Raw genomic sequence first — 14630 nt, 5'->3', positions numbered from 1 at the left:
TGTACCACTTAGTACCAATTCTATGTAACGGGATTAAAATTTTACTTTTTTAAATCAAACCACAACCATAGCTACAACTGTAGTTACAACTATACCTATCATTACAGGAACGAAATTTCTTCTAGCAAGTTCAACAGGAGAAACTCCACATATAGCAGCAGCTGGTATTAATCCCCAAGGAACTACAGTTCCTCCGCCTACCCAAATTGCAGTAATTTGTCCTAGTGCTGCTAAAGAAGATGCTTTAACTCCTGCAGCCTGTGAAAATACCTTAGCTAAAGATCCAGCTAAAGATATTCCTGAAAAACCTGACCCATCAAGTCCTGTTATAGCTCCAACAGTACTTTCTATTGAGCATACCATAACCTTATTCATAGGTACAGAGTTAGATAAAGCTATGCCTATATCAGACAATATTCCTTGAGATGAAGCCGGTAAAAAATTCACCCCTATTGCATCCGTAAATGCACTCATTTGACCTAAATAAAAAAACGCAGCTATTGGAATAATTGGTCCAAATATATCTATTCCAAATCCAAATCCACCCTGTATATATTCTGTTACTTTTTCCAAGGATTTATTTTTATAGTTTATAAATGTAACAATTACTAGTAATAATACAGCCGTTCCTCCAACTAATGCAGTAGCATCTCCTCCCTTTAAATCGAATACTAACATGCATATAACATCTAGTATAAATCCTACTCCGACTAGTGATGCAGATATTTTAGTTTCTTTTGTATAAACTTCATCTTCATATATGTGTATATTTTTTTGTATCTCTACTTTTCCTTTTTTAATGTCTCTATTCAACATAAAATATGCTATTGAAATTGAAACTATAGCCATAGTCCAATACAAAACCATACCATCTTTTATAATATCGGATACTCCAACACCTGCTGCTGATGCTGTTATAGTAGGAGCTCCTTGTATTACAAAGTCAGTTGATAGTGCAAGTCCATGCCCGAATAAGTTTATCGCCATAGCCACACCTATTGCAGGAAGACCCACTTCTAATGCAATTGGTAAAAATATTGCACCAACTAAAGCAGTAGCAGGAGATGGCCAAAAAAACCACGATAAAACTAACATAACAATTCCAACTGAAAAGAATGCACTAGTTCTATTTTTTATTACTTTAACAAATGGAGTTACTAAAAGATGTGTAGCCTTTATTTCTTCTAGCACCTTAGAAAGCGATACTATAATAGATATTATAAGTATTATCCCTAGTAGTTCTTTTGTGGCTACTACAAATGATTTAAATACAGTTCCTACAGAAAATACAATATCATTACTAGCGTATAAGGCTATACAAAATACCCCTATTATACACGGAATAAGTGTATCTCTTTTTAATGACATTGTGAGTAATACAATTAATATAAACAACATATAAATATAATGGGCACCTGTTAACATTTTTAAGCCCTCCTTTCTTTTAATTTACATAATATGCATATATAATGAGTTTTGTGTTTAATCAAAAAAATAGAACTCCTTTTTAAAAGAAATTCTATTTTTAAATCTAATTAAATATTATTTTTATACATGTTCCCTTATTAATTTCACTATCTATTTCTAATTTTGCATTATGCACCTTAGCAATTTCTGCACATATTGAAAGTCCAAGTCCAGCTCCGTTATTAGCTCTTGTTCTTGATTTGTCAACCATATAAAAAGGTTCAAACACCTTATGTAACTCCTGTTTATCCATACCAATTCCTTCATCTTTAACTTCAATTACTTTTTTTGATTCTTCATTTACATACATTTTCAAATATATTCTAGAACTATCACTAGAAGCTTTTATAGCATTATCTATTAAATTTATAATTAAGTTTTTGATTAAATCTTTTTCCACTAAAACTTCATATCCATTCCCAAAGACAACTAAATCTATGTTTTTACTTTTTAGTTTAGGACTTAAAACTTCTTTTATTTCTAAAAGTATATTTTTTATATTTTCCTTTTTCATTATAAAATTTTCTTTTTTAAATAATATTAAGTCCATCATTTTTTCAGAAAGCTTTTTTAGTCTTTTACCTTCATTTAATATATAACTCATTCCTAGTAAAAATGCTTCTTCATTATATTTAGTAGTCATCAAAAATTCTGCATACCCTATTATAGAAGTCAACGGTGTTTTTAATTCATGGGTTAGGTTATCTATAAATCTTTGTTTTTGATTTACTGTTTTTTCAAGTTCATGTATTTTATCTTCAATAGCATATGCCATTTCATTAAAATTATCAGATAAAATACCTATCTCATCATTAGAATTTATGCAGACTCGTTCTGAGAATTTCCCTTCTTTTATTCTTTTTGTAGAATCTATTAATTTATCTATAGGTCTTGTTATATACTTGCTTAAAAAATACATTCCACCAGCTAGGATAATAGAAATTATAAATTCTAATCTAATAAAAAAAGCATACTCTTTTTTTCTTTCTTCGTAAACATAACTTATATCTCTTATATATGTAAATTTAAAATTTTCTCTATCTCCTTCTAACAAGTTTGTTACAAATATATATGTTTTATCACCTATGTCTCTTATAATATAACTTCTTTCATTAGAAATAAGATTTTTAAGTTCTACTCTATTTCCCTTTATATTAAAATTTAAATTACTAAAAATCTCATTGTTATTACTATCTAAAATTTCTATATATGTTTTTTCATCTTTAAAATTTTTCATATAGTTTTTAAGTATATAATACATAAATTCTTCGCTCACAGGCTCTTTTATTGAAGTTATGATGCTTTTAACTCCCAAGTAAGCATTTAAGTGATCACTAAGACCTCTATTTACTTCTCTTTTCAAGCTCAAATTATGACTATTTTCTATCAAAAAATAAGCTCCTATATTAAACATAATTAAAAATAAAATTACTGAATATATAAGTATCTTCTGCCAAAATTTCATTTAGTCCTCCAATCTATATCCTACTTTATATATAGTTTTTATCTCTTTAACTAAGTTAAGTTTTTTTCTAATTTTTTGAACATGCATATCGACAGTTCTTGTTTCTCCCATATATTCATATCCCCATACTTTCTCTAATATTTGTTCTCTAGATAAAGCTATTCCTTTATTTTCAATTAAAATTTTTAAAAGATCAAATTCTTTTGCAGTTAAATCTACTATTTGATCACTTTTTTTTATAATTCTTTCTTCTGAAAAAACTTCTAAATCTTTAAATTTTAAAATATCACTTTTTTTCCCATACCTTTTTAAAATAACCTCTATCCTTGCTAGAAGCTCTATTGCCTCAAATGGCTTTACTATATAATCATCTGCTCCCAATTTTAGTCCCTTTACTCTATCTGAGAGCGAATCTTTAGCAGTTAAAAATATTACAGGTATACCCATATTATTTATTCTTTCCATTATGCTAAAACCATCTAGTTTAGGTAGCATTACATCTAGAATTATTAAGTCAAATTTTTCTGTTTCTATTAATTTCAGAGCTTCCTCCCCATCATAACTTTGCTTTGTTTTATAACCTATCATATTTAAATTTAGTTTTATTAAATCTGAAATCCCCAAATCATCTTCTACTATTAATATTTTTTCCAAGTTTAATGCACTCTCCTTTTATTCTTTACATTATTCTTATTAAATCTATTATATATTATAATTGCAAAGAGGTATTGCAATTTCACAATACCTCTTTTAGTCAAACATGTGTTTTTTATCCAATCGTTCCTTTTTCTTTATAATCTTTAGTATTTTCTATTGCTTTTTTTACCCCTTCTTCATCGTCATAATTAAAACCTGATACTTTTTTTGAAACTGACTCTACTGAAACACTTATAGCCTTATTTTCTCCATATTTATATGCAATAGTACATAGTGATGGGTCCATTCTTATATCTCCTAAGAACTCTAATTTTTCTTCATTCTCTACTAGTTTGTTTTTCTTTATGTAATCTAATACAATATCTTTTGCATCTTCTGTTTTTATTTCTTGTTCTTTTGTACAAGTTCTATTTCTATCTATTATTGCTATACCTATTATTTCTCCATTTTTTTCATCTATACTTGCACTATACCCTATACCATTACGAATATCTTCATTATACTTATCTAACTCAGCATCTGTCATATCCTCTATATCTTTATTATTATCAAATGTTGTCCAAGTAACACTCCACTGATCCTTTCCTTTAAAATTATATTTATCTCCTTCTTTTAGTAATTCTATTTCTTCAAATAAATTTTTTTCATCTATATTTATATTGAAATATTTTTCAAATGATTTTATAGCTATTTCTTTTGCTTGTTGTTTCTTTAAATTTTGAACTTGTACATTTTGAATTGTACTTTGTTCTGTATTCAATTGATTTTTTTTCACTGATTCATTACTTTCACACCCTACTAACATTATTATTCCAGCAAGTAAAGCAATTGGTAACCCTTTTTTCATTTTCATAAGTTTCATAATTTATTCCTCCTACGTATTTGATTTATAAATTTATTATACAAATAAAATATATAGAAACTATATTCTCATTGTAAAAAAATTGTAAAATATAATTTTATTAATTATTCATAATATATTCTTCTAAAGTAATATCTTTATTGTTTATATAATTTGCTGCTTCTTTTCCTACATATCTTATATGCCATGGTTCATAACTATATCCTGTAATATCTTCTTTCCCTTTTTGATATCTTATTATAAATCCATATTTATAACAATTTTCTTTTAACCAAATTCCTTCTTTTGTATCTCCAAAACTCTCAACTAATCTACACTTAACACTTATACTTGATACATCCATTGCAAGACCTGTTTGATGCTCGCTTTGTCCTGGATAAGCAACAACTTTATTTGCTTTTTCTTTTCCTACTTGTCTTACTTTATTATCAAAAATAGTCTTTTGTCTTTGATATGATCTATATCCTGATACAGCATATAGTTTAATTCCTCCATCATTAGCTCCGTTGAATAAATTTTCTAAATCAACAGCTGCTTCTCTTCTCATTTGCTTTTTAGGGTTATCTTCTTTAAATGAAAATGATACATTAGGAACTACTAAGTCTTTTGGTATATAATCTGATGATAAAGTATGAGTTTTATTTGCTAAAACAATACTATCTTGTATATAATTAACTTCTTGATTATCTTCAATTATATCTTCTTGATTATCTTCAATTCTATTTTCTTTCTCATCGCCAAACATAAGTCCTTCTACTATCTTACTATCATTTTCTTGCTCATAACTTTTTTCATAGGCTAGAGAATTGATTTTATTAAACATAATAAAAATCAAAAATACAATAATGCCTATAAAAATATTAAGTAACCTTCTTTTATATTGTCTCTTTTTTAATCTTCTAATTCGTACTCCTTGATTCATAAATAATTGCCCCCTTGGTTTTTGCTCATGGGAAATTATATAATTAATTTTTATAAAAGTTATATTATATTTGTAAAGAAATCGTAAAATCTTTATATTATTCAAAATAAAAAAGCCTGTTAACAATAATTTTGTCAACAGACTTTAGATATAAATTTAATCTATTTATACTCTTCTTCTTTATCTTTTATTTCAGCATATACATCATCTAATTCTTTTCTATGCTTATCAAGTATTGCTTCTATTTTAGATTGCATACCATCTTGAGAATCTACAAATTCAAAATCTACTTCCCAAGTTGGATTATAAGCATCTTCTATTTCTTTCACAGATAATGCCAAATCATTTAAAACTTCATCATCGTAGTAATCTAGTATAGCCGAGAATTCCCAATCTTTAACGTCTTTTTCAGTAGTTATTTTAAGATGAACTATATTTTTTTCATCTTCACAAGTCATATAAATTCCATTTATTAAATCTAAATTACTGCTTACTGTATAGCTTCCTATTTCTTTTTCTATCTCAAGTGTTTCTTTATTTTTTTGCATAAGTATTAAAGCAAAAGACTCCATTTTCTCACCTCTTTATTATTCTTCGTCAAAGTAAGAATTGTATTCTTCTAACACTTTTTCAAACTCATCATCATCATTTACTGCAATGTATTGTTCTACTCCATCTTCTTCAACTATTTTGTAAACGTATGCATCTCCTTCTTCTTCTTCTCTAGCAAGAAGTACATATTTTTCTTCCTCTATATTTATCTTCTCAACTATTTCAAACTCTACCTTGTTTCCATCTTCATCTGAAAACGCTACTATTTCTTTTGACATTTTATAGTCTCCTCTCATATATCAATATTTTGATTATATCTTTAAGAATTCAAATTGTAAATATATTTTACATTATATAAAATCATATTTTTTCTTTAACAATTTTGGGATTAAAGATAGAGCCGTAAATAAAACCCCGCCTATCGCTAAGCAAATAAAAATTTTGTTTATATTTTCAGAACAACCAACCGATCCTCCTACTAGTGTAAATGCTATTATTCCAGGTATAGTTAATACCCAAGAAGCTAAAATGTATGATTTGAATTTAATATTTGTGATTCCATAAGCATAGCTTTGTAGCATATACGGAAATCCAGGAACTAATCTTGTTATAATCAATATTCTCCATCCATGATTTTTTACTAGATTATCTATTTTACCAAGTGATTTGTTAGTTTTAACTTTATTTTGGACAATATCTTTAGCAAGGTATCTAGCTATCAAAAAAGCAGATGTATCACTTATAAGAGCAGCTATACAAGTGTATATAGATCCATTAATAGGTCCAAATGCCATTCCAGCAATTATAGCCATTGGTGGTGCTGGTATGAAAGCAACACATCCTATAACAAAGAATATAATATATATTATTGGTCCTAACATACCTAATTTATGTATGTAATTTTTTATTTTATAGGCATTATCTATGCTTACATATTCAAATACACCAAAAAAATTCATAATAATAATTATACTAAGTATTAAAACGCCTATTATTATTCTTTTTTTTAAATCTATACTCACTTTATTCAAATTAAATCAGCTCCCTATAATAGTTAAAGGATTGCTCTATAATTAGAGCAATCCTTTGTTCTTTTTATCATCCCAAATTTTCTTAATTAGTACAATTAATATACTTAATGAAAACAAGCATAATAATCCAAATACAAAAGTTTTTGCAGTACCTGTAAGCATTCCACCTATATATGAATAAATAATCGTAGCAGGAAGTTGTCCAAGTCCTGTAGCTATAAAGAAAGACCAAAAGCTCATAGATGTAAGTCCTGCTGCATAACTTACAATATCAAATGATATAAACGGAAGTAATCTCGCAATTAAAATTGCATATTTACCATACTTTTCAAAGAATTCATCTACACTTTTTAGTGCCGTTCTAGATGTAAGCTTTTCTACTGCATTTCTTCCTAAAAATCTTGCTATGTAAAAACAAAGTGCGGCTCCTGCCATTGCACTAGACCAAGAAAGCATAGCCCCCTTAACCCATCCAAATAACCCAGCATTAGCAAACGTAATAATAAATGCAGGAAGTGGTGCTGCAACCGATTGCAAAATCATTAGTAAAAAAGATACAATAGGTGCCCATATTCCAAATGACAATATATATTCTCTAGCCATATCAACATTTACATTACTCAAAATAAATACAGCCTGGTTTACATTTACTTTAACTGAAGGTATAAACAAATATATACTTATAATGGCTAATATAACCGATATCTTTATTCTATTATTCTTAATAAATTCCATTCTATTAATCCTCCTAATACTCTTATATTAAAAAGATATCATTATATGTATATTTTTGTCTAATTGATAAATTCTATATTTCAAGTACTTGTTATAGATTCTTTCTATACGAAAATAAACTTATTTTTTCACTCAATCATTATATTTTTTGTCTTAGTCCCTTAGATTTAGTACAAATGTATTCCCCCTATTCTGGGATAAAATACGATATTCATATTAAAGCATTCTATGAAAATGTTAGTGAATACTTTTAGATATTTTGACTACTATAACTTAGATTTTATTGTTTAATACTCCGTTAAAAAATTTATGTGTCTGACCGTAGGGAGTTCGTAAATTTTAGGATTATTAATAAGATAAAGTCTTAGTTATATTCAAAATATCGTTGGATTTACGGTATTTTCATAGAATGTTTTTAATAACCCTCAGAAAAAAATAACCTAGATTTCATTTGTAGGAAATCTAGGTATTTAATAAAATCTATTTAAGTACTTTCTTTATCTCATCAGCCTTAACAACTCTTCCTGATATCTTAACCTTCTCATCTACAACAAGAGCTGGTGTCTTCATAACTCCATACTTAGCTATCTCAACAAAATCAGTTACCTTCTCAATAGTTGCCTCAATTCCTAACTCTTCAAGAGCCTGCTTAGTATTTTCATATAATACTTCACAGTTTTTACATCCTCCACCTAAAATCTTAATATGCATATTAACTCCTCCTTTATATAGTTTTTATAGAAATTATATAAGTAAATGCGCTATAGCATTAAACATATATCCTACCAATATTATACTAACCCCTGTTATAACTACAAATACCGCTATAAGCTTAGGCTTTATAACCTTTCTAAGAAGTATCATCTCAGGAAGTGATAAAGCAGTTGTAGCCATCATAAACGCTAGTGCAGTACCAATACCTACCCCCTTCATTATTAACGCCTCAGCTATAGGTATAGTTCCTAATGCATTAGAATAAAGAGGAATCGCAACAACAACTGCTACAATTACAGCTAAAGGATTGTTAGGTCCTGCATACTTACTAAGTATAGTTTCAGGTGCCCAACCATGTATTAAAGCTCCTATCCCAATTCCTATTATTAAGTATATCCAAACTCTTTTTATTATATCTTTAACATTTTGAATAGCAAAGTCTATTCTCTGCTTTGTATCTAGTTCTTCTATCTCAGAGTCTCCCATCTTTATTTGATAAACATATTCTTCTACTTGATCCTCTAAATGAAGACTTCCTATTAATATACCTCCAACTACTCCAACTACAACTCCCGTTATAACATATACAACAGCTATTTTCCATCCAAATGAAGCTAAAAGTATCGCAAAAGCTGCCTCATTTACTATTGGAGATGTTATTAAAAATGAAAATGTAACACCTATAGGTATTTCAGCTTCAACGAATCCTATAAACAATGGAACTGATGAACAAGAACAAAATGGAGTTACAATTCCAAGAAGCGAAGCCATTATATTACCTGTAATACCTCCGAATTTTTCTAATATCTTCTTAGTCTTCTCTGGAGAGAAATAACTTCTTATATAAGATATTATAAATATCATAATTCCAAGAAGTATTATTATCTTTATAGTATCATATATGAAAAAATGAATACTTCCTCCTAAGTGAGTTTCCATAGAAATATTAAACACATTCTCAACTAGAAGTCTTACTAAATTATTAAGCCAAGCAAATTGAAGCATGTTATTGATGAAATCCATATTATCGTCCCCCTAACTCTTGATTTAGATTTTTGACATTAATACTTATAATCTTTTCTACGATATCTAATATATCTAGTATTTCTTTATTTCTAACTCTATAGTGCATCCAAAGACCTTTTTTCTCACTCTCAAGAATTCCTGCATCCTTTAGTATTTTAAGATGCTGAGATAAGTTAGATTGAGTAAATTCTACATCTTTATTAAGCTCACATACACAAAGCTTTTGATTTCCTAATTTCTTTATTATCTTAAGCCTTATAGGATGAGCCATAGCCTTTAACACCTTTACCTGCATACTTTCTAAATCCATATTATCACCATTCTTCCTCATTAACTATATAAGCATTTTCTAATATACTTATATAATATGGGATTATGTATATTTTGTCAACAAAAATTCGCATTCGGCTATCAACATGGCTCATGTCGCCAACGATCGGCTCCGTTGCTCAAAATAGTCGATGCTGTAGTACTTTCAGCAATATTATTCACAACTAGAAAATAATATAATTTTCTACTCATTATATATAGAATAACTCAATAATTATTTTTATCAAATTCAAAAAAACTGCTTAACTAATAGATTTAGCTAAGCAGTTTTTATATGAATATTCCTTGTATGTTAATATCAGGATTAATTCTTCTTATTTTATTTACTAATATATGAGAGCCATTAAGACTTATAAAGTACGATTTATTATCTTTTGTTTTTATTATTATTCTATCAGGTTGACCATTTTGCATTCCTATACTATATTGACTATTATGTTGACATGCATAATAAGTAGATTCTTCAATCTCTTTTATATCTTCTATTGGTATTATTAATTTTGAGAAGGCATATTTTATCACTAGTTTATTATTTAAAATTTCGTATCTTGTGTTTAAGAAAACCATAAAATAACATATAATAATACATAAAATCAAAATAGTTATAATGGTATAAATGATAAACACCTCTTTCTTACATAGTGGTTATTTTTTTAACATACTTTTATTATACACCACATTAGAATTTTTTTCCATAAATTATATTCTATTTTTCATCTAAATATGATAAATTCATTTCATTACTCAAAAATCTATTTATACGGATTTCTATATATACAGAATAATATCTCAAAAACTAAAATATTATCTTGATCTTATAGTAGCTATAAAGTATAAAATAACCTTCGTTAAATAGTAAAATTGAATATTCAAATAAAAAAACGGTTCATGAATTCATGAACCGTCCCGTTAAACTTTTTTAAACAATAAGACTATTTTCTCTTTATTTGATTTATTAAAAAATCCTTAACTCCACCAGGATTTTTTACTTTTATTATAGAATATGCCATTTTAGGAGTAAAAATTCTAGGATAATATACTAAAAATCTAGATTCCCACATTGTTGGTCCATATTTTTTCTTATATTGATGAAGACTCTTAAATCCATAAAAGTTATTTATTTTTTTGTAAATAAATTCCATGACAAATGAAGTTATTTGTATTTTTTGTTTATCCTCTCGTACATTAGCAAGAGGCGCAACTCCTAAGCTTCCCCACTTAACACCTTCGGCTTTCATTTCATTAAAAGCATTGATTATAATCTTTTCCATTACTCCTATAGGAGCATCTTTTCTTCTTCTAGTAACATCTGCATAGTATCCTTTTCCTCCTAAAAATGGTACAAAAACAACAAATCCCAATATTTTTTTATCTGAATCAACTGCTATAAAATATCTTCTGTCCATAGGTTTTTCTAGACTAATACTTCCTAACATAAAAGATAACTCTCCGCTTTTTTTTAAAGAAAGCCATTCATTTGAAACTTCTAATATTTCTTTTTCTATATTAATGTCTTTATTTTCTAAAGGCTTATACTCTAATACCTCTACCCCTAATCTATTTGCATTGTTAATAGCCTGTCTTATTTTTGCAGCTTTTTTCCCACTTGTAGTATATATATCTAGATCAAACATGGCTTCTTCTCCGTATTTAATAGACCCAAATCCCAGTTTATTAAATTCATTCATAAATTTTGAACTTGTCTGACAAAAACAAATACGAAGTTCTTTTTCTTTACAATATGAAATAAATTCAGATAAAAGCTCAACAATATCATTCTCATCACATATTGGATCTCCTGCACAAACAGCAACGCCTGAACTTATAACATACGTAACCACACCTTCTATATTTTCAGAAAAAAAGTATTTTTTATCTTTTTCTAAAGCTAAATATGATATTGAGTTATCCCCATATTGCTTTAGATATCCTCTTACTTTATTTCTATCTTCATTTGATACAATTTGTTCTATAAAATTCTTTTTTTTATAATACTTATTACATAGAAAAACTAATATGAGTCCGCTTAAAATATATAAGTTATTATGGTTTAAAATTGATTGAAAGTGTAATATTTTAATCTTTTTTGCTAGTAATAATGTAATATTAAGTATTCCTAATAATACTATAAAAAAAATAGAATTATTAATAAATGTTTTTCTTAATTTACTTGTTAAATTATAACTATTCATTTGTATATCTCCATTCTAAATTCAATTTATCCAATGACTATCCACTTTAATTAAGTATAATTCATAAATCTTGATTTATACTTAACTGAATCTTAAAGTTTTCTTAAATTTTTCATTTTTTATTTTCCCTATCATTTAGTTAAACAAAGCAAATTTTATTTTATCATATAATTTGCTTATATGCTAAAAAAAAATAACCTCTTCAAAATTGAGAGGTTATCTTCTACTTTCTTCTTGCAAAATCAACGAATCTAAATTTATCAGGTCTATGTCTAGATTCTGTATATTGAAACAAGCTCATATCATCTAGATATGTGTAGTTTTTCACTACTACTATCATGTCGTATTCTTCTAAATCTAGATATTTTTTATCTTCCTCAGTAGCTTTTTGCACTGTTATTTCTTTTTTAGCAAATCCTATTTTAAGTCCAAGTTCTCCCTCTATATACTCGTATACAGAATCTTTACATATATCCTCAGTCAATTTTGGGATATATTTCTTATTAAAAAAATCCTTATCCAGTATATTTCTTTGCTCTTTTATCTCTCTAACTCTTATAACCTTCCATACATCACTATTTTTAGATACATTTAATTGGTTCATCAAGAAATCATCTGGTTTAATAAGTTCAAACTCCTCTAATATAGTCTGTGATTTAACACCCATTTTATTTGCCAATTCTTTAAAGCTTGTAAGTCCTGATATAGGAAAATCAAACTTATTAATATCTAGTACAAACGATCCCTTACCTTTTATTTTTTGTATATATCCATTTTGTTCTAGAAGATTTAAGGATTTTCTAATCGTATCTCTAGATACACTATATTCTTTCATCAATTCATTTTCAGATGCAAGCTTTGAAGTTGGCTTCATGTCGCCATTTTCTACTTTTTCTTTTATTTCATTATAAATAATTAAATATTTACTTACCATATATTATCACCTTAATATATTGTAACTTTTTAATGATTATTTTTCAATATAGTAAACTATGGACTCATATGCTCTTAGATTGATTTTTTGTATTTCATTTAAAGAATCATTGTAATTTGAAATCAATATTTTAGTTTTAAACTCATCTATTTCTATATCTTTTGGCAGTTCAAATACCGTTTCTTCAGGATAGAAGTTGTTTACAACTAGTAATTTATTGCCTTCATATTCTCTAATATATGCAAATATCGATTTATTATCTTCAAGTATCGGATTATAGTTACCATTAGAGATAACATCGTACTCTTTTCTTAGTTTAATAAGTTTTTGATAGTGATAAAATATTGAGTTTTTGTCATCAAGTGCAGATTTTGCGTTTATGTGTTTGTTAGTTTGTCCTGAATTAAGCCATGGCTCTCCCTCTGTAAATCCACCATTTTCACTTTCATCCCACTGCATAGGTGTACGAGCATTATCACGAGACTTAGCTTGTAATATCTCTATAATCTCTTTTTCATCCTTGCCTTCATTTTTTAGTATATTATAGTAGTTAATAGACTCAATATCTCTGTACTTTTCTATACTATCAATATATTGGTTAGTCATTCCAAACTCTTCCCCTTGATATATATAAGGGGTTCCCCTTAACATATGAATAGAAGTTGCAAGCATTTTCGCAGACTCTTTATGATACTTTTTATCATCTCCAAAACGAGAAACTATACGAGGCTGGTCATGATTGCTCCAAAATAGAGCATTCCATCCATTTCCCTCTTCCATACCTATTTGCCAAGAATTCAATATTTCTTTCAACTTTATAAAGTCGAACTCCATTAAAGTCCACTTGTCTCCATTTTCATAATCTACTTTAAGATGGTGAAAATTAAACACCATAGATAATTCTTTTTCATCAGGTCTTGAATACTTTATGCAATTGTCCATAGTAGTTGATGACATTTCTCCAACAGTTATAATATCATCATGCTTTCCAAATGTCTCTTTGTTTAACTCTTTTAAATATTCATGTATTCTAATTCCATCAGTATAAAACCTTCTTCCATCACCTACATAATCATCCTCATATACATCAGGCTTTGAAATTAGGTTAATAACATCTAATCTAAAGCCTTTAACTCCTTTATCTATCCAGAAATTAACTACATCGAATATTTCTTTTTTAACTTCGTTGTTCTCCCAATTAAGATCTGCTTGTGTTACATCAAATAAATGAAGATAGTACTCATCAAATTCCTTAACATACTCCCAAGCAGAACCTCCAAACTTTGACTGCCAGTTAGTTGGTTCTTTTTCATTCTTAGATTTTTTAAATATATAATAGTTTTTATACTTTTCATCTCCATCAATAGCTTTTTTGAACCATTCATGGTCTGTAGATGTATGATTAAATACCATGTCAAGCATTATTTCTATTCCTCTTTTTTTAGCCTCTTTAGTCATATTTTCAAAATCCTCAATTGTTCCGAATCGAGAATCTATTTTACAATAGTTAGCAACATCGTATCCATTATCATTTTGAGGCGAAACATAAAATGGAGTCAACCATATATAATCTACTCCTAACAATTTTAGGTAATCCAATTTTTCAGTTACACCATTTAAATCTCCAAATCCATCATTATTTGAGTCCTTGAATGACTTTGGATATATTTGATATACTACACTATTTCTAAAATCTTTCATCATTATTATCTCCTTTTGCTAAAATTCGTCTACTTGGAAGTA

Annotated in this window: 16 protein-coding genes; all 16 read right to left on the bottom strand. The window is 27.6% G+C overall.

Annotated elements, in window-relative coordinates; all coding sequences use genetic code 11:
- Positions 1–54 precede the first annotated feature (54 nt).
- The 16 genes from WJW32_RS06225 to treC all read right to left on the bottom strand — a co-directional run bounded on the left by WJW32_RS06225 (position 55) and on the right by treC (position 14588).
- Positions 55–1425 carry a hypothetical protein gene (locus tag WJW32_RS06225; RefSeq protein WP_340256537.1) on the bottom strand — a complete coding sequence of 457 codons (1371 nt, stop codon included), beginning with the start codon at positions 1423–1425 and terminating at the stop codon, positions 55–57.
- A 106-nt stretch (positions 1426–1531) separates the two neighbouring features.
- Entirely contained in the window at positions 1532–2932 is a 1401-nt protein-coding gene (locus WJW32_RS06220; protein WP_340256534.1) for a sensor histidine kinase, read from the bottom strand.
- Positions 2933–3586 carry a response regulator transcription factor gene (locus tag WJW32_RS06215; protein WP_340256531.1) on the bottom strand — a complete coding sequence of 218 codons (654 nt, stop codon included), beginning with the start codon at positions 3584–3586 and terminating at the stop codon, positions 2933–2935.
- Positions 3587–3701: 115 nt separating this feature from the next.
- A complete protein-coding gene (locus WJW32_RS06210) occupies positions 3702–4451 on the bottom strand; it encodes a hypothetical protein (RefSeq protein WP_340256528.1) in 750 nt (249 codons plus the stop codon).
- A 100-nt stretch (positions 4452–4551) separates the two neighbouring features.
- Positions 4552–5373, bottom strand: coding sequence for a M15 family metallopeptidase (locus tag WJW32_RS06205; protein WP_340256525.1), 822 nt, complete (start codon positions 5371–5373; stop codon positions 4552–4554).
- 161 nt (positions 5374–5534) lie between these two features.
- Positions 5535–5945 carry a DUF6762 family protein gene (locus tag WJW32_RS06200; RefSeq protein ID WP_340256522.1) on the bottom strand — a complete coding sequence of 137 codons (411 nt, stop codon included), beginning with the start codon at positions 5943–5945 and terminating at the stop codon, positions 5535–5537.
- A gap of 15 nt (positions 5946–5960) precedes the next feature.
- Positions 5961–6203, bottom strand: a complete 243-nt coding sequence (locus WJW32_RS06195) for a DUF1292 domain-containing protein (RefSeq protein WP_340256519.1) — start codon at positions 6201–6203, stop codon at positions 5961–5963.
- Positions 6204–6275: 72 nt separating this feature from the next.
- Positions 6276–6947, bottom strand: coding sequence for a TVP38/TMEM64 family protein (locus WJW32_RS06190; RefSeq protein WP_340256633.1), 672 nt, complete (start codon positions 6945–6947; stop codon positions 6276–6278).
- A 51-nt stretch (positions 6948–6998) separates the two neighbouring features.
- Positions 6999–7691 (bottom strand): TVP38/TMEM64 family protein, encoded by a 693-nt coding sequence (locus WJW32_RS06185; protein ID WP_340256516.1) that lies wholly within the window; start codon positions 7689–7691, stop codon positions 6999–7001.
- A gap of 480 nt (positions 7692–8171) precedes the next feature.
- Positions 8172–8402 carry a thioredoxin family protein gene (locus WJW32_RS06180; RefSeq protein ID WP_340256513.1) on the bottom strand — a complete coding sequence of 77 codons (231 nt, stop codon included), beginning with the start codon at positions 8400–8402 and terminating at the stop codon, positions 8172–8174.
- Positions 8403–8435: 33 nt separating this feature from the next.
- Positions 8436–9428: a permease gene (locus tag WJW32_RS06175; protein ID WP_340256510.1), complete on the bottom strand. Its 993-nt coding sequence runs from the start codon at positions 9426–9428 to the stop codon at positions 8436–8438.
- Position 9429: 1 nt separating this feature from the next.
- Positions 9430–9741, bottom strand: a complete 312-nt coding sequence (locus tag WJW32_RS06170) for an ArsR/SmtB family transcription factor (RefSeq protein ID WP_340256507.1) — start codon at positions 9739–9741, stop codon at positions 9430–9432.
- Between the two features lie 290 nt (positions 9742–10031).
- A complete protein-coding gene (locus WJW32_RS06165) occupies positions 10032–10328 on the bottom strand; it encodes a SunI/YnzG family protein (RefSeq protein ID WP_340256504.1) in 297 nt (98 codons plus the stop codon).
- A gap of 365 nt (positions 10329–10693) precedes the next feature.
- Complete coding sequence (locus tag WJW32_RS06160) at positions 10694–11953, bottom strand: bifunctional lysylphosphatidylglycerol flippase/synthetase MprF (protein ID WP_340256501.1); 1260 nt, start codon at positions 11951–11953, stop codon at positions 10694–10696.
- A gap of 223 nt (positions 11954–12176) precedes the next feature.
- A complete protein-coding gene (gene treR, locus WJW32_RS06155) occupies positions 12177–12887 on the bottom strand; it encodes a trehalose operon repressor (protein ID WP_340256498.1) in 711 nt (236 codons plus the stop codon).
- A 36-nt stretch (positions 12888–12923) separates the two neighbouring features.
- Positions 12924–14588 (bottom strand): alpha,alpha-phosphotrehalase, encoded by a 1665-nt coding sequence (gene treC / locus WJW32_RS06150; RefSeq protein ID WP_340256495.1) that lies wholly within the window; start codon positions 14586–14588, stop codon positions 12924–12926.
- Positions 14589–14630 lie beyond the last annotated feature (42 nt).

Source organism: Tepidibacter sp. Z1-5, assembly GCF_037844525.1.
Lineage (GTDB): Bacteria > Bacillota > Clostridia > Peptostreptococcales > Peptostreptococcaceae > Tepidibacter_A.
Note: the sequence above shows the minus strand (reverse complement) of the source record. Positions and strands in the feature narration are given on the sequence as shown.